This is a genomic window from Streptomyces sp. PsTaAH-124 (genome assembly GCF_000373685.1).
Lineage (GTDB): Bacteria > Actinomycetota > Actinomycetes > Streptomycetales > Streptomycetaceae > Streptomyces > Streptomyces andamanensis.
The window spans coordinates 140491-161584 of the sequence record NZ_KB892207.1 but is presented as its reverse complement, the minus strand read 5'-3'; the positions used below and the strand labels follow the sequence as shown (position 1 = coordinate 161584).

20 protein-coding genes are annotated in these 21094 nt (G+C 72.6%); 14 read left to right on the top strand and 6 right to left on the bottom strand.

Annotated elements, in window-relative coordinates; translation table 11 throughout:
• Positions 1–338 precede the first annotated feature (338 nt).
• The 5 genes from B086_RS0134400 (at position 339) to B086_RS0134380 (ending at position 5017) form a co-directional block, all read left to right on the top strand.
• Entirely contained in the window at positions 339–1736 is a 1398-nt protein-coding gene (locus tag B086_RS0134400; protein WP_026253071.1) for a DUF6421 family protein, read from the top strand.
• A gap of 41 nt (positions 1737–1777) precedes the next feature.
• Entirely contained in the window at positions 1778–2536 is a 759-nt protein-coding gene (locus B086_RS0134395; protein ID WP_018570981.1) for an SDR family NAD(P)-dependent oxidoreductase, read from the top strand.
• Positions 2533–3606: a threonine aldolase family protein gene (locus B086_RS0134390; protein WP_018570980.1), complete on the top strand. Its 1074-nt coding sequence runs from the start codon at positions 2533–2535 to the stop codon at positions 3604–3606. The genes B086_RS0134395 and B086_RS0134390 overlap by 4 nt, the downstream gene beginning before the upstream one ends.
• 96 nt (positions 3607–3702) lie before the next feature.
• The gene (locus tag B086_RS0134385) at positions 3703–4296 is read left to right on the top strand and encodes a transglutaminase-like domain-containing protein (RefSeq protein WP_018570979.1); all 594 of its coding nucleotides are present in this window, start codon (positions 3703–3705) and stop codon (positions 4294–4296) included.
• Between the two features lie 19 nt (positions 4297–4315).
• Positions 4316–5017, top strand: a complete 702-nt coding sequence (locus B086_RS0134380) for a B3/4 domain-containing protein (RefSeq protein WP_018570978.1) — start codon at positions 4316–4318, stop codon at positions 5015–5017.
• A gap of 3 nt (positions 5018–5020) precedes the next feature.
• Here B086_RS0134380 and B086_RS41490 read toward each other — a convergent pair whose 3' ends face one another.
• Together B086_RS41490 and B086_RS0134370 are read right to left on the bottom strand one after the other, a co-directional pair.
• On the bottom strand, positions 5021–5239 hold the full coding sequence (locus B086_RS41490) for a hypothetical protein (RefSeq protein ID WP_018570977.1): 219 nt from the start codon (positions 5237–5239) through the stop codon (positions 5021–5023).
• A 121-nt stretch (positions 5240–5360) separates the two neighbouring features.
• Positions 5361–6089 (bottom strand): lysophospholipid acyltransferase family protein, encoded by a 729-nt coding sequence (locus B086_RS0134370; RefSeq protein ID WP_018570976.1) that lies wholly within the window; start codon positions 6087–6089, stop codon positions 5361–5363.
• 258 nt (positions 6090–6347) lie between these two features.
• Here B086_RS0134370 and B086_RS0134365 point away from each other — a divergent pair, with 258 nt between their 5' ends.
• From B086_RS0134365 to B086_RS0134345, 5 genes are all read left to right on the top strand, one after another.
• Positions 6348–6704 (top strand): TlpA family protein disulfide reductase, encoded by a 357-nt coding sequence (locus B086_RS0134365; RefSeq protein ID WP_026253070.1) that lies wholly within the window; start codon positions 6348–6350, stop codon positions 6702–6704.
• A 217-nt stretch (positions 6705–6921) separates the two neighbouring features.
• Entirely contained in the window at positions 6922–7467 is a 546-nt protein-coding gene (locus B086_RS0134360; RefSeq protein ID WP_018570974.1) for a flavin reductase family protein, read from the top strand.
• Positions 7468–7696: 229 nt separating this feature from the next.
• On the top strand, positions 7697–8485 hold the full coding sequence (locus B086_RS0134355; RefSeq protein ID WP_026253069.1) for an electron transfer flavoprotein subunit beta/FixA family protein: 789 nt from the start codon (positions 7697–7699) through the stop codon (positions 8483–8485).
• Between the two features lie 55 nt (positions 8486–8540).
• Complete coding sequence (locus B086_RS0134350; protein WP_018570972.1) at positions 8541–9503, top strand: electron transfer flavoprotein subunit alpha/FixB family protein; 963 nt, start codon at positions 8541–8543, stop codon at positions 9501–9503.
• A gap of 198 nt (positions 9504–9701) precedes the next feature.
• A complete protein-coding gene (locus B086_RS0134345) occupies positions 9702–11006 on the top strand; it encodes a DUF6986 family protein (protein ID WP_018570971.1) in 1305 nt (434 codons plus the stop codon).
• 55 nt (positions 11007–11061) lie between these two features.
• Here the strand turns inward: B086_RS0134345 and B086_RS0134340 are convergent, their stop codons facing one another.
• Positions 11062–12135: a LacI family DNA-binding transcriptional regulator gene (locus B086_RS0134340; protein ID WP_026253068.1), complete on the bottom strand. Its 1074-nt coding sequence runs from the start codon at positions 12133–12135 to the stop codon at positions 11062–11064.
• A gap of 209 nt (positions 12136–12344) precedes the next feature.
• Here B086_RS0134340 and B086_RS0134335 point away from each other — a divergent pair, with 209 nt between their 5' ends.
• The gene (locus tag B086_RS0134335; RefSeq protein WP_018570969.1) at positions 12345–13298 is read left to right on the top strand and encodes an ROK family protein; all 954 of its coding nucleotides are present in this window, start codon (positions 12345–12347) and stop codon (positions 13296–13298) included.
• A gap of 99 nt (positions 13299–13397) precedes the next feature.
• Here B086_RS0134335 and B086_RS0134330 read toward each other — a convergent pair whose 3' ends face one another.
• Positions 13398–15446 (bottom strand): NPCBM/NEW2 domain-containing protein, encoded by a 2049-nt coding sequence (locus B086_RS0134330; RefSeq protein ID WP_018570968.1) that lies wholly within the window; start codon positions 15444–15446, stop codon positions 13398–13400.
• 188 nt (positions 15447–15634) lie between these two features.
• Between B086_RS0134330 and B086_RS0134325 the strand changes: the two genes are divergently transcribed.
• Positions 15635–15829, top strand: coding sequence for a hypothetical protein (locus tag B086_RS0134325; RefSeq protein WP_018570967.1), 195 nt, complete (start codon positions 15635–15637; stop codon positions 15827–15829).
• A 188-nt stretch (positions 15830–16017) separates the two neighbouring features.
• Positions 16018–17064 (top strand): NUDIX hydrolase, encoded by a 1047-nt coding sequence (locus tag B086_RS0134320; RefSeq protein ID WP_018570966.1) that lies wholly within the window; start codon positions 16018–16020, stop codon positions 17062–17064.
• Positions 17065–17346: 282 nt separating this feature from the next.
• Here B086_RS0134320 and B086_RS0134315 read toward each other — a convergent pair whose 3' ends face one another.
• Together B086_RS0134315 and B086_RS0134310 are read right to left on the bottom strand one after the other, a co-directional pair.
• Entirely contained in the window at positions 17347–18063 is a 717-nt protein-coding gene (locus tag B086_RS0134315) for an MBL fold metallo-hydrolase (protein ID WP_026253066.1), read from the bottom strand.
• A 92-nt stretch (positions 18064–18155) separates the two neighbouring features.
• On the bottom strand, positions 18156–19508 hold the full coding sequence (locus B086_RS0134310) for a dipeptidase (protein ID WP_018570964.1): 1353 nt from the start codon (positions 19506–19508) through the stop codon (positions 18156–18158).
• Between the two features lie 250 nt (positions 19509–19758).
• Here B086_RS0134310 and B086_RS0134305 point away from each other — a divergent pair, with 250 nt between their 5' ends.
• Positions 19759–21051, top strand: coding sequence for a geranylgeranyl reductase family protein (locus tag B086_RS0134305; protein WP_018570963.1), 1293 nt, complete (start codon positions 19759–19761; stop codon positions 21049–21051).
• Positions 21052–21094 lie beyond the last annotated feature (43 nt).

The following is a 21094-nucleotide window of genomic DNA, read 5'->3' as shown; positions in this document are numbered from 1 at the left end:
ACCCCTGCGTACACGGAGCAGTGGGGTGACGGCCGGGCGGCGCCGGGGCCGTACCCCTCGGTGCGGGTCACCCGGGCGTGGGCGCGTCCCGGCCGCGTTGACCGGGGAGAGGCCCGGCGGGACCACCGCCCGTGCGTGGCGGGAAATCGCCGTACCGCCGACCGGGGGTGGCATCACTCGATCGGCCTACGGGAAGTAGCCGCCATACGGGTGTCGGGCAGGAAAATAGGCGGTGAGAATGTGCGCCCGCAGGATAATTTTCGGAGGGTGCCCTTGCTGGAAGAAAGCTCATATGTATACGGTCTTCTTACGCGAGCTTCTCCCGTGGAGGGTGGGTCATGACGGAAATTCTTGTGCAGGTGGGTCCGGAGGGGCATGTTCCTCCGGCGAGCAGGGTGATCGAGCACCCGGCGTGGCCCGTGCTCAAGGATGCCGTGGAGCAGATCCGGCCATGGCAGTCGAAGGACGGATCGATCGACTTCGAGGCCGAGGGCGCGCCCGCGCGCGAGGACGCCGAGGCGGCCGTGGCGCGTGTGTGCGACGCCGTGACGGAGCTGTCCGGACTGCTGCCGCACGACGCCGACTACCACCGGGCGCTCGTCGCCGATCTGCGCCGCTGGGCCGACGGCGGCTTCGAGGTGCCCGACTTCCTCGACTCGCTGCTGGCCTTCCAGCCGGCCGCGCACCGCGTGGACGGACTCCAGCACCTCGTCGTCTTCGCGATGTACACGCAGAACGGCAACCCGGACCGCAATCTGGAGGCGGTCGTGCTGCGCATGGTCTGGCCGGACTGGCTGGCCGAGCTGGAGCGCACCCGGTACGACAACCCGCTCTTCTGCGGCATCACGTTCGAGGACTTCACCGCGGGCTACGACACCAACTCCGCCGTGCTCTTCCCCGAGACGATCGCCGTGCGCGAGGCGCCGGAACGATTCTCCTGGGGTGGCATCTTCTGCGACCGGGAGGCCGCCCGCTTCCGCCGCGTGACCGCCGCCGCCGTGGACCTGCTGGGCCTGCGGCTGCCCGAGGACATCGCCGCCATGGTCCACGACCAGAAGCGCTGCGAGGAGGCGTTCGTCCTGTGGGACATGGTCCACGACCGCACCCACAGCCACGGCGACCTGCCCTTCGACCCGTTCATGATCAAGCAGCGCCAGCCGTTCTGGATGTACGGCCTGGAGGAGCTGCGCTGCGACCTCACCGCCTTCAAGGAGGCCGTGAAGCTGGAGCAGGACGGCATCGGCCAGGCCCGCGACGTGCAGTACGCGGTGCTCTTCGACCGGATGTTCCGCTTCCCGGTCACCGGCGAGCGCGTCCGCAACTACGACGGCCTCGGCGGCCAGCTGCTCTTCGCCTACCTGCACCGGCACGACGTGGTCCGCTGGACCGACAACAAGCTCGCCATCGACTGGGAGCGCGCCCCGCAGGTCACCAACCAGCTGTGCGCCGAGATCGAGACGCTCTACCGCGACGGCATAGACCGCCCGAAGCTGGTGCACTGGTTCGCCGGGTACGAGCTGGTCTCCCGCTACCTCGCCCCGCACCCCGGCTCCAAGTGGGCCAAGGGCCCCGACGCCCTCGACCTGAGCCTGCCGCCGCGCAAGCTCGTCGATGACGTGCTTCCGGACGAGTTTCCGCTCAGCATGTTCTACGAGGCACTGTCCAAGAAGCTGAAGAATGTGATCGCCTCCACCAAGGGCATCACGGCGGACGGCGCCGAGCAGGTCGCCGCGTGAGCGACCGCGTCCAGAACACTGCTGCTACGGAGGCGAAGAAGATGGCGGGCAACGGGGCTCTCAGCGGTGCGGTGATCGCGGTGGCCGGTGCGGGCGGACCCGCCGGCCGGGCGGCGCTGCTCAGGCTCGCCGAGGCGGGCGCCACCGTCGTCGGGGCGGACAACGACCCCGAGCGGCTCTCCGAGGCCGTGGACGCCGCGCGCTACGCCTCCGGCGGGGCCAGCGTCACCGGCGACACGGTCGACCTGCTCGACCTGCGGTCCACCCGGGAGTGGGCCGCGCACGTCGAGAAGGACTTCGGCCGCGTCGACGGCCTGGTCCACCTCGTCGGCGGCTGGCGCGGCAGCGAGACCTTCACCAAGACCAGCCTGGACGACTGGGACTTCCTGGAGCTGCTGCTCGTCAAGACGGTGCAGCACACCTCCCTGGCCTTCCACGAGGCGCTCCAGCGCAGCGACCGCGGCCGCTACCTGCTGATCAGCGCCGCCGGTGCCAGCAGGCCCACGGCGGGCAACGCCGCGTACTCCGCCGCCAAGGCCGCCGCCGAGGCGTGGACGCTGGCCATGGCCGACTACTTCCGCAAGGCGGGGAAGGCGGAGGGCGCCGAAGGGCCCACCTCGGCGGCTGCGATCCTGGTGGTGAAGGCGTTGGTGCACGACGCGATGCGCGCCGAGCGGCCCAACGCGAAGTTCGCGGGCTTCACGGACGTCAAGGACCTGGCCGAGGCCATCACCGACGTCTGGAGCAGGCCCGCCGCGGAAGTGAACGGAAAACGTCTGTGGCTGACCGAGCAGCCGTGAACCCTGCCAAGACCGACGCGCGCCGCCACCACGACCCGGAGGTCCGCGGCTTCGCCAGCGACAACTACGCCGGGGTGCACCCGGAGGTGCTCGCCGCCCTGGCCCTGGCCAACGGCGGCCACCAGGTCGCCTACGGCGAGGACGACTACACCGAGAACCTCCAGCGCGTCGTGCGCGGCCACTTCGGCGCCGGAGCCGAGGCGTTCCCCGTCTTCAACGGGACCGGCGCCAACGTCGTCGCGCTCCAGGCGGTCACCGACCGCTGGGGCGCGGTGATCTGCGCGGACAGCGCGCACATCCACGTCGACGAGGGCGGCGCCCCCGAGCGCATGGGCGGCCTCAAGCTGCTCACCGTGCCCACCCCGGACGGCAAGCTCACCCCCGAGCTGATCGACCGGCAGGCGTACGGCTGGGAGGACGAGCACCGCGCGATGCCGCAGGTCGTCTCGATCACCCAGAGCACGGAGCTGGGCACGCTCTACACGCCCGGGGAGATCCGCGCGATCTGCGAGCACGCCCACGCCCACGGCATGACCGTGCACCTGGACGGCTCCCGGATAGCCAACGCCGCCGCCTCCCTGGACGTCCCGATGCGGACCTTCACCAACGCGGTCGGCGTCGACATCCTCTCGCTCGGCGGGACGAAGAACGGCGCCATGTTCGGTGAGGCGGTCGTCGTCCTCAACCAGGACGCCGTGCGCCGGATGAAGCACATCCGCAAGATGAGCATGCAGCTCGCTTCGAAGATGCGCTTCGTCTCGGTGCAGCTGGAGGCCCTGCTCGCCAAGGACCTGTGGCTGCGCAACGCCCGGCACGCCAACGAGATGGCCCAGCGGCTCGCGGAGGGCGTGCGCGCGGTGCACGGCGTGGAGGTCCTCTACCCGGTGCAGGCCAACGGCGTCTTCGCCAAGCTGCCCCACGACGTGAGCGAGCGGCTCCAGAAGAGGTTCCGTTTCTACTTCTGGGACGAGACCGAGGGTGTCGTGCGCTGGATGTGCTCGTTCGACACCACGGAGGACGACGTGGACGCGTTCCTCGCCGCGTTGAAGGAAGAGATGGCGCGCGGCTGACCAGGGGCGGTCAGGACCGCTCAGACTCTGCATAGTTATGCGATCATTCGTAAAGTCATTGACTGTCGAGTGATCGCATTCCTATGCTCTGCGGGCATGGAGCTGACCCAGCACACCCCCGACCTGTCCGCCTATCTCGCCGCCGACGAGGCGATCGACCATGAACACCCGGTGGTCCGCGAGACCGCGGCCCGGCTGGCCGAGGGGGTGGCGGACTCGTATGCCTATGCGCGGTCCGCGTACGAGTTCGTGCGTGACACCATTCCGCACTCGCAGGACTCCCAGGATCCGCGCGTCACCTGGCGGGCCTCCGACGTGCTGCGGCAGCGCACCGGCATCTGCCACGCCAAGGCCCACGCCCTGGCCGCCCTGCTGCGCGCCGAGGACATTCCCGCCGCCCTCTGCTACCAGCGGCTGACCTGGGACGACGGCGGCGGTCACGTCCTGCACGGGCTGGTCGCCGTACGGTTCAACGGCGCCTGGCACCGCCAGGACCCGCGCGGCAACAAGCCGGGCGTCGACGCGCAGTTCTCCCTCGGCGGCGAGCGGCTGGCCTTCGCGCCCGACTCGAAGTCGAATGAGATGGACTACCCGGTACTGTACGCTGAACCACACCCGGGGGTGCTCGCCGCCCTGAAGGCCGCCCCCGACCGGTCGGCGCTGGCCGCGGCGCTCCCCACCCACCTCTGACCCGCGAGACGGACGGACCATGACGCTCACCCTCACCGTGTCCGACGAGGTGCGCGCGCTCGCGCCCGGCTTCACCCATGTGGCCGTCGAGGCGCACGGCCTCGTGAACGGCCCCAGCACCGAGGCCGGTTCGGCGCTTCTGGACGACGCGGCCCGCCGGCTGGCCGCCCGCCTGGACGGCCGCGCCCCGCACGAGGACCCGCACATGGCGGCCTGGCGCGAGACCTACACCGCCTTCGGCGCCAAGCCGTCGCGCACCCGCAACTCCGCCGAGGCCCTGGCCAGGCGCGCCCTCTCCGGCGCCGGTCTGCCCCGCATCAACGCCCTGGTCGACCTCTACAACGCCATCAGCGTCGCCCACCTGATCCCGGTCGGCGGCGAGGACCTGGACCTGATCCAGGGTGGTATGCGCCTGGTGCGCGCCCAGGGCGAGGAGGACTTCGTGACCGTGGCCGGGGGAGAGGAGACCGTCGAGCACCCCGAGCCCGGCGAGGTCGTGTGGTGCGACGGGGCCGGTGTCACCTGCCGCCGCTGGAACTGGCGCCAGGGCCCGCGCACCCGGCTCACCGAGCGCACCGTCTCGGGCCTCTTCCTGCTGGAGAGCCTGGCGCCGATGCCCGTCGCCGACGTGGTGCGGGCGGCCGGCGAACTCGCCGAACTGCTGGAGAAGTCCGGCCCGGGTGCCCGCGTCACCGTACGGGAACCGGAGTCCGCGGCCTGAGCCTCAGGGGCGGCGGAACTGGTCGCTCATGGTCGGCATGGTGTTGTGCATCGACAGAGTGGAGTACGCGCTGCGGTCCCGCTGCGCCTGGACCCGGCTGGCCTGCTCGATGAGAAGACCGTCCGCGTTGTGCGTGGTGCTGCTGCGGCGGCGCAGGATCACCACGACCAGCCACGCGGCGATCGCGGCGAACAGACCGAACATGAGACAGATCGTGGCCATGGAACCCCCGTCCCGGCATCCGTCCCGGCGCGGCCGTCCGCCCGGACCGGATGGCGAATGCATGTGAACCGGTCCTCAGATTACGGCAGTTCGCGGGACGGGGACAGACGGACAGGCGCTCTCAGAGCGCCCCGGCCGTCCGCAGCTGCTCCGGCGTGGGAGCCGTGCCGCCCAGGTGCGCGGGCATCCACCAGGTGTCCTCCGGGCCCTTCGGGCGCACCGGGTAGGCGCGCTGGGCGGCCTCCAGCAGCTCCTGCACACGCTCGCGCAGCCGCCGCGTGATCGCTCCCGCGTACTGGTCGCGCGGCGCCTCGACGGCCTCGCCCACCCGGACCGTGACCGGGGTGTGGCTGCGCCGGAAGTTGCGCGGGTGCCCCTTGGTCCACAGGCGCTGCGTGCCCCAGACGGCCATCGGGATCAGCGGCACCCCGGCCTCCTGCGCCAGCCGGGCGGCACCCGACTTGAAGCTCTTGAGGGTGAAGGACTCCGAGATGGTGGCCTCCGGGAACACGCCGATCACCTCGCCGGAGCGCAGCGAGTCCAGGGCGTGCTCGTAGGCCGCCTCGCCCTGGGCGCGGTCCACCGGGATGTGCTTCATACCGCGCATCAGCGGACCGGAGATCCGGTGCCGGAACACCGACTCCTTCGCCATGAACCGCACCAGGCGCTTCTGCGGCAGCGCGGCGAGACCGTTGAAGATGAAGTCCAGATAGCTGATGTGATTGCTCACCAGCACGGCGCCGCCCTGGCGCGGGATGTTCTCCGAGCCCCGGCAGTCGATCTTGAGGTCCCACACCTTGAACATCGTGCGGGCGAAACCGATCACGGGACGGTAGACGAACTCGGCCATGGGCGGGGCGGACCCTTCTGTCTGCCAGGGACTCCCGGCGGAAGTTACGCAGCCGTAGGTTTACGGCTCGTCGCAGATCGTGCCCCAAGAACGGCCGGGGAGCCAGCCCGCGTGCCCGTCCCCGGCGAGATCCTCGTCACGTCCGCCCGGCCGCCGGACCGCCCCGCGGACGGCCGGGACCCCGCACGGGAATCTTCGGCGGCCCGTACGCGCTGCACCCGGCAGAGCCGGGCGGGCGGCACGGAGCGGCCCGGCGCGATCGGCGGAACGCGGGACGGGAGACGACGGGTGCGCACAGGCGAGGCGGACGGACGGCTGGACGCGGCCGAGTTGGGCGAGCCGCTGGGCGAACGCGCCACCCTGGTGCAGTTCTCGACCGCCTTCTGCGCGCCCTGCCGGGCGACCCGCAGGGTGCTCGGCGAGGTGGCGCGCATGGTCCCCGGCGTCGCCCACGTCGAGATCGACGCCGAGGCTCGCCTCGGACTCGTCCGCGCGCTGGACGTCCGCAGGACGCCCACCGTGCTCGTCCTGGACGCGGACGGACGCGTCGTGCGGCGCGCCGCCGGGCAGCCGCGTACGGCCGACGTCGTCGCGGCCCTGGGGGAGGTGCTGTGAGGCGGCGGCCCGTGACCGTGAGACATGTCCCATGTGCCGGGACCCACTTGACTGCGCCCGTCACCTCTCGTCAATCTGACCGTATGTCCAGGGAACTCCTTCTCTCCGGGCGGGCACGTCCGGGAGCGGCGCCGTCCGCCGGCGCCGCGAGCGCGCGCTGTCCGGGCTGTTGAGCAGCCACGGTCCCCGCGCGTCCCACCAGCAGAAGGACAACTCCATGACGGCCCCGTCCGACCTCTCCGCCTCCTCCGCCGCTTCCGGCTCCTCGGCCTCCGCCGCCTTCGAACCGGCCTCTCCCGGCCTGCTGCGCTCCGTCTTCCGGCGGCACGCCGCGGGTGTCGCGGTGATCACGGCGCGCGGCGACCACGGCCCGGTGGGCTTCACCGCGACCTCCCTGGCGTCCGTCTCCGCCGAGCCGCCGCTGCTCTCCTTCGGCATCGGGACCGGCGCCTCCAGCTGGCCCGCGCTCTCCCGGACCGGACACCTCGGCGTCCATCTGCTGGGCGAGCACCAGGAGGAACTGGCCGCCACTTTCGCGCGCAGCGGGGCCGACCGGTTCGCGGCGCCCACCTCCTGGCACGACGGCCCCGAGGGCGTGCCGCTGCTGGACGGCGTGCTCGCCCGGCTGGTCTGCCGGGTGGTCGCGCGGGTCCCGGCGGGCGACCACCGCATCGTCGTCGCGGAACTGGTCCTCGGCGACCACACGGGCCCCGGCCGCCCTCTCCTCTACCACCAGGGCCGCTTCAACGCCCTGCGCGACTGACCCGGAGCCGGGCGCCGCGCAGGCCCCTGCGGAACGGTCGAGTTCCGGTTACGCTGCGTTGCGAAGGTCACAGTTCAAAGCGCTTGCTCAGCGGGCAGGAACTGGGTGTACTGGCGAGTAATATTTCGGTCGGAGCGCGGGGTCGCCCCGAACGGGATCGGCCGCTTCAGGCGCCTATGCTGCCTGCAAGAAGGCAGCCCGGAAATGACGATGCAGTAGGAGAGCCGGCGTGAGCTTGAGGATCGTTGTCACTGTGAAGTACGTGCCCGACGCCACTGGCGACCGGCACTTCGCCGATGACCTGACCGTCGACCGTGACGACGTGGACGGTCTGCTCTCCGAACTGGACGAGTACGCGGTCGAGCAGGCGCTACAGATCTCCGAGAACTCCGACGACGACGTCGAGGTCACCGTCCTGACGGTGGGTCCGGAGGACGCCAAGGACGCGCTGCGCAAGGCGCTGTCGATGGGCGCGGACAAGGCGATCCACGTCGAGGACGACGACCTGCACGGCACCGACGCGATCGGCACCTCGCTGGTGCTGGCCAAGGCCGTCGAGAAGGCCGGTTACGACCTGGTGATCTCCGGCATGGCCTCCACCGACGGCACCATGGGCGTCGTCCCCGCGCTGCTGGCCGAGCGTCTGGGCGTGCCGCAGGTGACGCTGCTGTCGGAGGTCTCCGTCGAGGACGGCACGGTCAAGGGCCGCCGCGACGGCGACACCGCCTCGGAGCAGCTGGCGGCGTCGCTGCCCGCCGTGGTCTCGGTGACGGACCAGTCGGGCGAGGCGCGCTACCCGTCGTTCAAGGGCATCATGGCGGCGAAGAAGAAGCCGGTGGAGTCCTGGGACCTGTCGGACCTGGACATCGAGGCCGACGAGGTCGGTCTGGAGAGCGCCTACACCGTGGTGGAGTCGGCGGCGGAGCGTCCGGCGCGTACGGCGGGCACGATCGTCAAGGACGAGGGCGAGGGCGGCAAGCAGCTCGCCGCCTTCCTCGCGGGCCAGAAGTTCATCTGAGCCCGTATCCGCCCCGTCGTCCCGCACCCTTCGCAAGCAGGAGAGAAGAAGTCCCATGGCTGAAGTCCTCGTCTACGTCGACCACGTGGACGGTGCCGTCCGCAAGCCCACCCTCGAGCTGCTGACCCTGGCCCGCCGCGTCGGCGAGCCCGTCGCCGTCGCGCTGGGCAACGGCGCCGCCGACACCGCCGCCGCCCTCGCCGAGCACGGCGCGGTCAAGGTCCTCACCCACGACGCCGCCGAGTACGCCGACTACCTGGTCGTCCCCAAGGTCGACGCGCTCCAGGCCGCCGTCGCCGCGGTCTCCCCGGCCGCCGTGCTGGTCCCGTCCTCCGCCGAGGGCAAGGAGATCGCCGCCCGCCTGGCGCTGCGCACCGGTTCGGGCATCATCACCGACGCCGTCGACCTGGAGGCCGGTGACGAGGGCCCGGTGGCCACCCAGTCGGTGTTCGCCGCCTCGTACACCACCAAGTCCCGTGTCTCCAAGGGCATCCCGGTCATCACGGTCAAGCCGAACAGCGCCGCCGTGGAGGCCGCCCCGGCCGCCGGTACCGTCGAGGCCCTGGACGTCACCTTCTCCGAGAAGGCCACCGGCACCAAGGTCACCGCCCGCACGCCGCGCGAGTCGACGGGCCGCCCGGAGCTGACCGAGGCCGCCATCGTCGTCTCCGGCGGCCGCGGGGTGAACGGCGCGGAGAACTTCGGCATCATCGAGGCCCTCGCCGACTCCCTCGGCGCGGCCGTGGGCGCCTCGCGCGCCGCGGTGGACGCGGGCTGGTACCCGCACACCAACCAGGTCGGCCAGACCGGCAAGTCCGTGTCGCCGCAGCTGTACATCGCCAACGGCATCTCCGGCGCGATCCAGCACCGCGCCGGCATGCAGACGTCGAAGACCATCGTCGCGGTCAACAAGGACCCCGAGGCCCCGATCTTCGACCTGGTCGACTACGGCGTCGTCGGCGACCTGTTCGAGGTCGTCCCGCAGCTCACCGAGGAGATCAAGACCCGCAAGGGCTGATCCGCCGGGCCCCTCGGCGGGGCCGCCCCGCGCCAGGCCCCCGTGACCGCACCGGTCACGGGGGCCTCGGCGTCCGCGGCCCGTCCGGGGCCGGCCGGGGGTCAGGCCGCGGACAGGTGTTGACCGGCGGGAACGTCCACAGATAACTTCGTAGTGCGGATTATTGATTCCGTACAACGGAAAACAGGAGGGTGTGGAATGGGTCAGGGCCAGCAGGAGACGGTGGCGACGAGCCTCGCGGGCGCCGTCAGCGAGGAGATCAGCGCCTCCCTCGCCCCGGTCGACGCCGAGCTGGAGCGCCGCTACCCGGGCGACCCCGGCACCCGCCAGCCGGTCCACACCGTCTACGTCCCCGGCGACGCCTTCGCCGCCGACACCCTCCGCTCCTGGGGCGACCGGGCGCTGGCGGCCCTGGACGAACACGCCCCGGACGCCGCCTCCTTCGCCGCGGTCCTGGGCCTGGCCGACGACCTCGCGGAACCCGTCTACTCCCGGGTCCGCGCCAAGCTGGAACGCGAACCGATCGAGGACCTCCGCATCGACTTCGAGGACGGCTACGGCCCCCGCCCCGACGCCGAGGAGGACGAGGCCGCCGCCCGCGCGGCCCGGCTGGTCGCCGAGGCGTACGAGCAGGGCACCGCCGCGCCGTACATGGGCATCCGGATGAAGTGCATGGAGGCACCCGTCCGCGACCGCGGCATCCGCACCCTCGACGTCTTCCTCAGCGGACTGATGCGGGCCGGCGGCCTGCCCGGCGGACTCGTGCTGACCCTGCCGAAGGTGACCTATCCCGAGCAGGTCACCGCCATGGCGCGGCTGCTGGAGGCCTTCGAGAAGGCCCACGGCCTCGAACCCGGCCGGATCGGCTTCGAGATCCAGATCGAGACCAGCCAGTCCATCCTCGCCGCCGACGGCACCGCCGCCGTCGCCCGGATGATCCAGGCCGCCGAGGGCCGCGCCACCGGCCTGCACTACGGCACCTTCGACTACAGCGCCTGTCTCGGCGTCTCCGCCGCCTACCAGGCCAGCGACCACCCGGCCGCCGACCACGCCAAGGCCGTCATGCAGGTCGCCGCGGCCGGGACCGGCGTCCGCGTCTCGGACGGCTCCACCAACGTCCTGCCGGTCGGCCCGACCGAGAAGGTCCACGACGCCTGGCGCCTGCACTACGGGCTCACCCGCCGCGCCCTGGCCCGCGCCTACTACCAGGGCTGGGACATGCACCCGGCGCACATCCCCACCCGGTACGCGGCCGTGTTCGCCTTCTACCGCGAGGGCTTCGAGCAGGCGGCGGCCCGCCTCGCCCGCTACGCCAACCGGGCCGGCGGCGATGTGATGGACGAGCCCGCCACCGCCAAGGCGCTCAGCGGCTATCTGCTGCGCGGCCTGGACTGCGGCGCCCTCGACATCGCCGAGGTCGCCCGGCTCACCGGACTGACCCGCGCCGACCTGGAGGGCTTCGCCGCGCCCCGGCGCGGCGACCTCACGGCGTCCGCCCAGTAGCGGCCGGGCCCGGGGTGCCCCTCCCGCGCGGGAGGGGCACCCCGGCGCCGTCATGTCAGGCCGACGGCGGCACCTCGCCCGAGCCGCGCTGGACGAGCCTGGTCGGCAGTTCGATCCGCTCGGGGGACAGATGGGTGCCGTCGAGCTGCCGGAAGAGCCGTTCGGCGGCGGTGCGGCCGAGCGCGGCGGCGTCCTGGGCCACGACGGTGACACCCGGCTGGAGCAGATCGGCCAGTTCGAGGTCGTCGAAGCCGACCAGGGCGACCGGCCGGGGCAGCCCGGCCAGGACCCGGATCACGGTGACCGTCACCCGGTTGTTGCCGGTGAAGACCGCGGTGACCGGGGCCGGACCCGACAGCATCTCCTCGGCGGCCCGCCGCACCCGCTCCGGGTCGGTGACGCCCAGCGACATCCAGGAGTCCTCCACGGCTATGCCCGCGTCCTCCATCGCCGCCCGGTAGCCGCGCAGCCGCTCGATCGCCGTGTGGATGCGCGGCATGTCGCCGATGAAGCCGATCCTGCGGTGCCCGTGGGCGATCAGGTGGGCGACGCCGTCGCGGGCACCGCCGAAGTTGTCCGAGAGGACCACGTCGGCGTCGATCCGTCCGGCCGGACGGTCCACGAACACGGTGGCGACACCCGCCTTGATCTCCGGTTCCAGATACCGGTGGTCGTCGCCGGCCGGGATGATGACCAGCCCGTCCACCCGCCGCGCGCACAGCGCCAGCGCCAGCTCCTGCTCGCGGTCCGGGTCCTCGGCGCTGGAGCCGTTGATGAGCAGCGCGCCGTGCGCGCGGGCCACTTCCTCCACCGCGCGGCTGAGCGGACCGTAGAACGGGTCGGCGAGGTCCTCCAGGACGAGTCCGATGCTCGCCGTGCGCCCCTTGCGCAGCACCCGGGCGCTGTCGTTGCGGCGGAAGCCGAGCGCCTCGATGGCCTCCTGCACCCGCCGCTCGGTGTCGGCGGTGACACCGGGCTCGCCGTTCACCACGCGGGAGACGGTCTTGAGGCCCACGCCGGCCCGCGCCGCCACGTCCTTCATGGTCGGACGGTTGCCGTACCGTGTCCCGGACGCGCGGTCCGGAGCACGGTCGGCGGGGCGGTCTTCTCGGCGGGCGGTCTCTGGCACGATGCGGCGTCCTGTTCCTTGTCGTCCGCAGGGGCTCTGCGCGGGTCCCTGGGTGCGTATGAGGATGTGGCGTCGAGCATAGAGCCTGGACAACGTTGTCATACGCACGAGAGACTGTCCATCGCATACTCGGTCAGCGCTCCCGCCGCGAGGCCGGGCTGCGCTCACCACTTAGGTCCTTACATGGTTGACGGGGAGATCTGACACTGATGCACACCGACCTCGTGGCCGCGCTCGACATCGGCGGCACCAAGATCGCCGGAGCGCTGGTGGACGGCCACGGCAGCATCCTGGTGCGCGCGCAGCGCGCCACGCCCGCGAAGGAGGACGGTGAGACCGTCATGCGGGCCGTGGAGGACGTGCTCGGCGAGCTGAGCGCGTCCGCGCTGTGGGGCCGGGCCACCGCGCTGGGCATCGGCAGCGCGGGCCCGGTGGACGCCTCCGCCGGTACGGTCAGTCCGGTCAACGTGCCGGGCTGGCGCGGCTATCCACTGGTGGAGCGCGCACGGGCCGCGGCCGGGGGGCTGCCCGTGCAGCTGATCGGCGACGGTGTGGCCATCACGGCGGCCGAGCACTGGCAGGGCGCGGCCCGCGGCCACGACAACGCGCTGTGCATGGTGGTCTCCACGGGCGTGGGCGGCGGTCTGGTCCTCGGCGGCCGACTGCACCCGGGACCCACGGGCAACGCGGGCCACATCGGTCACATCAGTGTCGATCTGGACGGCGACCTGTGCCCGTGCGGTTCGCGCGGCTGCGTGGAGCGGATCGCCAGCGGTCCGAACATCGCCCGCCGGGCGGTGGAGAACGGCTGGCGGCCGGGGCCCGACGGCGACACCACGGCCGCCGCCGTGGCCGCCGCCGCGCGCGCGGGCGACCCGGTGGCCGTGGCCTCCTTCGAGCGCGCCGCACGCGCCCTGGCCGCGGGCATCGCGGCGACGGCGACCCTGGTCGAGATCGACATCGCGGTCGTCGGCGGCGGTGTGGGCAAGGCGGGCGAGGTGCTGTTCGGCCCGCTGCGCAGGGCGCTGACCGACTACGCCACGCTCTCCTTCGTCCGGCAACTGACGGTCGTCCCGGCCCAGATGGGCACCGACGCCGGTCTGGTGGGCGCCGCGGCGGCGGCCCTCACGGCGCGTACGGATCCGGCGGGGGCCGGGGTCTGAGCGGCCGGGCGCGGCAGCCGGAAGGGGGGCGGGCCGACCGGCCCGCCCCCCTTCCCGCACCGCTCCTCGTGCCGGACCCGCCGGACCCGGCGGCCCGGCTCAGCAGGTCAGCCGCGCGTCCGCCCAGTCGCCGTGGTCGGAGTCGGTGTTGTCGCCGCCGTTGGTGACGACCAGCCGGACCACCTGGGCACCGGTGACGTCGGCCGTCACCCGCTGGGCGGGCATGGCATTGGTGAGGACACCGGTCGAGGCGGCCTCGGTGCCGTCCGCCCAGATCTCGAAGGAGACAGTGCCCTTGGCGCCCTTCTCGTCGTCGACGCCGACGTCCGCGGTGACCTTCGTGCACGCCTTTCCGGTGTAGTACGCGATCTCGCTCGGCGCGTGGGTGCCCAGACCCTTGGCGTAGACCACCCCGCCGATGGTGAGCGGACGGCCGTCGCCCGCGGCGCTCTCCCCGTTGCTGGTGTTGCGCTCCACCGGTCCGTAGCCGTTGGTGGCGGACATCCACGGCAGATCACCGAGGGAGGACGTCCCGGACGGCGGCGGGACCACCACCGACGCCGGGACCGTCAGCGTGCCGGAGGCGCGGACCCCGGTGGCGGAGCGGTAGCTCGCGGTCAGCGTCAGCCCGTACGTCCCGGTGGGGGTGCCCGGCGGCGCGGTGACGGTCCACCGGGTGTGGTGCGCGCCCCCGGCGCGCAGGGTACGGACGTAGGTGGCCGAGCGGGCGCTCACCTGCCAGCCCTCCGGTCCGGTCAGGGACACGGACAGGTGCTGGGCCGCGGTGCGGCCCAGGTCGGTCACCGTGCTGGTGAGCGCGGCCGGACGGCCGGCGACGGCCAGCGGCGCGTCGGCGGAGAGTTCGGCGGCGGGCGGGTTGGCGCTCCAGCGCCGGTCGGCGGAGATCCGGACCAGTACGGTGCCGTGGGCCGGCACCGTCGCCGCGACGGTGCCCGCGGTGTTGTAGTTCCGGTGCTGCCACAGGTCACGCAGGGTGTAGCCGTCGGCGTCCGGGAGGCCGACGGCGTGCGCGGTGGTGGCGATGCGCTGAGGGGTGTTCGTCTCGTTGAACAGGGCGACCGCGCGGCTGCCGTCCTTCATCTGCTTGGCGACGACCCAGCGCCCGTCCGCGGAGGAGACGACGGTTCCCTGCTTGCCCAGCGGGTCCTGGTCGACGGCGATGACGTCCGCGTTGGTCAGGACGCCGAGGGTGGCGGGGGACGCCTTGCGCAGGTCGGTGCCGATGAGGAGCGGGGCGGCCATCACCGACCACATCGAGAAGTGGGTGCGGTACTCGGTGTCCGTCATACCGCCGTTGCCGACCTCCAGCATGTCGGGGTCGTTCCAGTGGCCGGGTCCGGCGTACGGGGCCAGCGGCAGGTTCTGCTTGAGGATCGCCAGCATCGAGGACCACTTGTCCTGGATGTCGTGGGTGGTGCGCCAGAGCTGGCCCAAGCCTGCGGCCCACTCCCACGGCTTGTTGTCGCCCCATTCGCAGATGCTGTAGACGATGGGCCGCTCGGTCGCGGCGGTGGCCTCCCTCAGGGCGTCGCGCATCGTCGTGTAGCGCTGCCGGGCGTCCACGCCCTGGTTGTTGCAGTTGTCGTACTTGAGGTAGTCGATGCCCCACTCGGCGAACTGCCGGGCGTCGCTGTACTCGTGTCCGAGCGCACCCGGGAAGCCGGTGCTGCTGCATGTCTTGGTACCCGCGCTGGTGTACAGGCCCAGTTTGAGGCCCTTGGCGTGCACATAGTCCGCGACGGCCCCGATGCCGTGCGGGAAGCGGACCGGGTCCGGGACGAGCTTGTCGTCCGCGTCGCGGGCGGGGAGGGCCCAGCAGTCGTCCAGATTGACGTACTGGTAGCCGGCGGCCTTCAGGCCCTTCGCCACGAAGAGGTCGGCGATGCCCTTGACCATGGACTCGTCGAACTCCGGTCCGCAGTGGGTGGAGTTCCAGTTGTTGAATCCCATCGGCGGGGTGAGGGCGAGTCCGCCGGGCAGGGCGGACGTGGCGGTCCGCTCGGGCTGCTGCCGGTCCTGGTCCCGGGCCGCGGCGGCCGAGGGGACCGCGGTTCCGAGGGCGAGCAGTGATGCCGTCAGTACTCCGACGACTCTTCGACGGGAGGTGCGCGTGTGCGGCAGACGCATCGTCAACGTTCCTCCGAACTCCCAGGGATGGGATGACTTCATGTCCGCGTCATCGTGTGCGTTTACGGTAGGACGTGTCGGAGTCTGTCGGAAGGGAACGCCACGCTTGTTCAACGGTTGTTCGATGGGCCGTCACGACCCCGGCCCCCGACCGCGTGACCAAAGCCGCCGTCCGCCGTTGAGCAGGCATGAAGAAGCGCAGCATGCTCGCCCTCGCCTCCCTCGCCACCGGCTTCGTGGTGGCCGCCGTCTCCCCCTCGCACGCCGCCGACCGGGACGCGCTCGGTGAACTGGGGGTGAAGGACACCGTGGGCGCCGTGGACCATCTCGTCGGCCAGGACGGCCTGCCGGTCGACAAGGACGTCCTGGGGCAGAACGACTGAGGCGGACCGGCCGGGCCGCCCCGGGCGCCCCCACCGGGCGCCCCCACCGGGCGGCCCGCACCGCAGCGGCGCCGCACCCCTTCGCGCGGCGGGGTGCGGCGCCGCTCCGTGTCGTCCTCAACTGGGCCTGGTTTCCGTGGCAGGGTGGAGCGGGCAAGCCACAGGGGGCCAACAGAAGAGGGGGACCAGTGACCGTCGTCTGGATCAACGGCACGTTCGGTGCGGGCAAGTCCGCCACCGCACGGGAACTGATCGATCTGATCCCGAACAGCACGCTCTTCGATCCCGAGGTCATCGGCGGCCTGCTCGCCCAGCACCTCCTGCCGCCCAAGCACCTCGCCGGGGCCGGTGACCTCCAGGACCTGCCGATCTGGCGGCGGCTGGTGATCGACACCGCCGCCGCGATGCTCGCCGAACTGGGCGGCACCCTGGTGGTGCCGATGACCCTGCTCCGCCAGGACCACCGCGACGAGATCTTCGGCGGCCTCGCCGCCCGCCGCATCGGCGTACGGCATCTGCTCCTCGCCCCGGCCGAAACGATCCTGCGTGAGCGGATAGCACACCGCGACGTCCCGTCCGGCCTCCCCGACGGCGACCTGCGGACCCACCAGTGGGCCGACGACCACATCGAGCCCTACCGCGCCGCCCTGGCCTCCTGGCTCACCGCCGACGCGCACCTCGTCGACAACAGCGCGCTCACCCCGTACGAGACGGCCGTCCGGGTCGCCGAGGCGGTCGGCACCGGCGCCGCACCCCCCTGCGACATCGTGCAGACCCCCGAGCCCACCGCCGAGACCGTCGCCTCCGGTGTGCTGCTCTTCGACGAGCGGGACCGGGTGCTGCTCGTCGACCCCACCTACAAGCCCGGCTGGGAGTTCCCCGGCGGCATCGTCGAACCCGGCGAGGCCCCCGCGCGCGCCGGGATGCGCGAGGTCGCCGAGGAGACCGGCATACGGCTGGAGGAGCCGCCCCGGCTGCTCGTCGTGGACTGGGAACGCCCCGCGCCCCCCGGCTTCGGCGGGCTGCGCCTGCTCTTCGACGGCGGCCGCCTCGACTCCGCCGAGGCCGCCCGGCTGCTGCTGCCCGGCCCCGAACTGCGCGGCTGCCGCTTCGTCACCGAACGGGAGGCCGCCACCCTGCTCCCGCCGGTCCGCCACGAACGCCTGCGGTGGGCGCTGCGCGCCCGCGAACGCGGCGCGGCGGTCTATCTGGAGGCGGGCGTACCGGTGGGCTGAGCCGCCCTCCCCACCGGGATCCCTCCGGGGGCGGCCCATGGGCGGTCCGGGTGCCCGGGGCGCCCGGAGAGGGCCGTGGGCGGGTGGCGGTGGACAGTACGTGGCACATGGGCCTGTGGGCGGGTGCCCTGGGCACCGGTGAACCCTCTGCCGGTTGTCGCCGTACGCCGGCTGTCCGGGCCCCGCCCCTGGACGCCGGGCGCACGATCTCGGAGCCGGGACCGGAAGGCCGGTCCCGCACACGTGAACGTGTACGGGGATGCCCGGCCCCGACCGCCCGCGTCACGCGGGCGGTGCGTACCCCGCCGCTGCTCGGCGCAGTGTCTCGCCGGCCCGCTCGGTCAGCGGGGCGCCGTGGCCGAAGCAGGCCACCTGCGGGTCGAGGGCGGCCAGTTGCCGGAAGGCGGCGAGGGTGCGGGCGCGGTCGAGGTTGAAGACGCCGAGGACGACGGAGCCGTCGACCGGGGAGACGGCGATCGTGTCCCCGGTGAACAGGACGCCGTACCGGGGAAGATGGACACCGATGCTGCCGTCGGTGTGGCCCGGGGCGTGCACGACGCGGGCGCCGCCGCCGAAGCCGAGGACGTCGCCGTCGGACAGCTCGGTGAGCCGCCGGGGGCGGACCGGATCGCCCTCGGGGAGCTGTGCGAGGGCCGCCGCGTGCAGGGCCTGCTCCCCGTCCTCGTGGCGCGGCGGGGGAGGGGCCGCCTCGCCCCTGACGTACGGGGCGTCGAGGCGGTGGGCGAGCACCTGCGCCCCGCAGGACCGGGCCAGTTCGCCCGCCCCGCCCGCGTGGTCCTCGTGGAAATGGGTGAGCACGATCCGCCGCAGCTCCGCGGGATCGTGCCCCAGGGACCTGATCGCCCCGGTGATCGCCGCGCCCGCGCCCTTGGGCCCGGAGTCGACCAGGGTCAGCCCGTCGTCGTCGCGCCACAGGTAGGCCTGCCCCACGGGGAAGCGGAGCAGGTGCAGCCGGGGAAGGATCTCCACTACGTCCATGCCCCGACCGTAGAGAAGCCCCCGCCGAGGGGCGAGGGCTCTCTGCCGCGGGCAGAGCGGGCGCGGACCGGCCCGCCCGGCGTGCGTGCGGGTCAGCCCGCGTAGTTGCGCAGGAACAGCGCCTCGGCGACCGACAGCCGCTCCAGCTCCTCGGGCGAGACGCTCTCGTTCACCGCGTGGATCTGCGCCTCGGGCTCGCTCAGGCCGATGAGCAGGATCTCGGCCTGCGGGTAGAGCGCGGCCAGGGTGTTGCACAGCGGGATCGAGCCGCCCTGTCCGGCGTACTGGAGCTCCTCGCCGGGGTAGGCGACGGCCATGGCGTCGGCCATCGCCTGGTACGCCGGGCTCGTGGTGTCGGCGCGGAAGGGCTGGCCCTGGCCGATCTGCTCGGTGCGCACCCGGGCGCCCCACGGGGTGTGCGCCTCCAGGTGGGCCTGGAGCAGCTCGGTGGCCTTGGCGGCGTCGACGCCCGGCGGCACCCGCAGGCTCACCAGCGCGCGGGCACCGGCCTGCACGGACGGCGTGGCGCCGACGACGGGCGGGCAGTCGATGCCGAGGACGGTGACGGCCGGGCGGGCCCAGACACGGTCGGCGACCGCGCCCGAACCGATCAGCTCCACCCCGTCCAGCACCTTGGCGTCCTTGCGGAACTGCTCGTCCTCGTACGCCAGTCCGTCCCACACCGCGTCGGCGGCGAGACCGTCGACGGTCGTCGAACCGTCCTCGGCGCGCAGCGAGTCCAGGACGCGGATCAGCGCGGCGAGCGCGTCGGGCGCGGCACCGCCGAACTGGCCGGAGTGCAGATTGCCCTCCAGGGTGTCCACCTGCACGCGGACCAGGGTCATCCCGCGCAGCGTGCTGGTCACGGTCGGCAGGCCGACGCGGAAGTTGCCGGTGTCACCGATCACGATGGTGTCGGCCGCCAGCAGCTCGGGGTGCTCCTCGGCGTAGCGCTCCAGGCCGCCGGTGCCCTGCTCCTCCGAACCCTCCGCGATCACCTTGACGTTGACCGGTATGCCGCCGTTCGCCTTCAGGGCGCGCAGCGCGAGCAGGTGCATGATCACCCCGCCCTTGCAGTCGGCCGCGCCGCGCCCGTACCAGCGGCCGTTACGGTCGGTCAGCTCGAAGGGGGGCGTGGTCCAGGCGGCCTCGTCCAGCGGCGGCTGCACGTCGTAGTGGGCGTACAGCAGCACTGTCCTCGCGCCCTCGGGGCCGGGCAGGTAGCCGTACACCGACTGGGTGCCGTCCGGGGTGTCGAGCAGCGCCACGTCCGTGAAGCCCTCGGCGCGCAGCGCGTCGGCGATCCAGTTCGCCGCGCCCTCGCTCTCGCTCCTCGGATACTGGTCGAAGTCCGCCACCGACTTGAAGGCCACCAGTTCGGCCAGTTCCGCCCTGGCCCCGGGCAGCAGGGAGGCGACGGTCTCGGCGACCGGATGCGACGACATGGGCACGCTCCTTGTGGGTGCGACGTTGCACTCGTGAGCACCTCTGGGGCGCTCTGTGAGCACTTCTGTGTCTTCGATGATCGTGTCGGTGCGGGCGCGTCCGAGTGGGCGGACGTGTCCGCTGCCGATCCTCCCACAGCGGACCTGGGGGAAAGCGGCCGTAGGATGCGGGGGACAGATGGGGTGCCCCTGCTCGGGCGGAGCCGAGAGCCGGGGGAGGCAGTCGGTTGATGTGGAGCGGTAGACCATCGTGAGCAGCGAGAACTCTTCGGCGGACGACGTACAGCAGGTGTGGGACGTCGTCGTGGTGGGCGCGGGACCCGCGGGGGCCTCGGCCGCCTACGCGGCGGCGGTCGCGGGGCGGCGCGTCCTGTTGCTGGAGAAGGCCGACCTGCCCCGGTACAAAACCTGCGGCGGCGGGATCATCGGTCCCTCGCGCGACTCGCTGCCGCCCGGGTTCGACCTGCCGTTCCAGGACCGGGTGCACGCCGTGACGTTCTCCCACAACGGCCGCTTCACCCGCACCCGGCGCTCCCGGCAGATGCTGTTCGGGCTGATCAACCGGCCTGAGTTCGACCAGCAGCTCGTCGAGCACGCGCAGAAGGCGGGCGCCGAGCTGCGCACCGGCGCCACCGTGACCCGGGTGGAGCAGCACGGCTCGGCCGTGCCGGACCGGCGGACGGTCGCCGTGGTGCTCCAGGGCGGCGAGACCGTGCTCGCCCGCGCGGTGGTCGGCGCCGACGGCAGCGCCAGCCGCATAGGCGCCCATGTCGGGGTCAAGCTCGACCAGGTCGACCTGGGCCTGGAGGCGGAGATCCCGGTGCCCGAGACCGTCGCCGACGACTGGCGCGGCCGGGTCCTCATCGACTGGGGCCCGATGCCCGGCAGTTACGGCTGGGTCTTCCCCAAGGGCGACACGCTCACCGTCGGTGTGATCTCGGCGCGCGGCGAGGGCGCCGCGACCAAGCGGTACCTGGAGGACTTCGTCGCCCGGCTGGGACTGGCCGGTTTCGAGCCGAGCATCTCCTCCGGACATCTGACCCGCTGCCGCGCCGACGACTCGCCGCTCTCGCGCGGGCGGGTGCTGGTCTGCGGCGACGCGGCGGGCATGCTGGAGCCGTGGACGCGCGAGGGCATCTCCTTCGCGCTCAGGTCCGGGCGGCTCGCGGGCGAGTGGGCGGTGCGGATCGCCGAGGCGCACGACGCGGTGGACGCGCGCCGCCAGGCCCTGAACTACGCCTTCGCCATCAAGGCCGGACTCGGGGTCGAGATGGCCGTCGGCAAGCGGATGCTGGCGGTCTTCGAGCGCCGCCCCGGCCTCTTCCACGCCGCCCTGACCGGCTTCCGCCCGGCCTGGAAGGCGTTCAAGGACATCACCCAGGGCTCCACGACCCTGGGCGAGCTGGTCCGCAACCACCCCCTGGCCCAGCGCGCCCTGAGCATGATGGACCGGCGCCAGCCGGCCGCGCCGACCCCCGCCGAGACCGACACCGGCGCCGAGCCGGAGCACGCGGCCGACACCCGGGAGACGGACGGTTCCTGAGCGCGGGTGCGGGCCTCGGACACCGGCGTACTTCCCCGGGAGT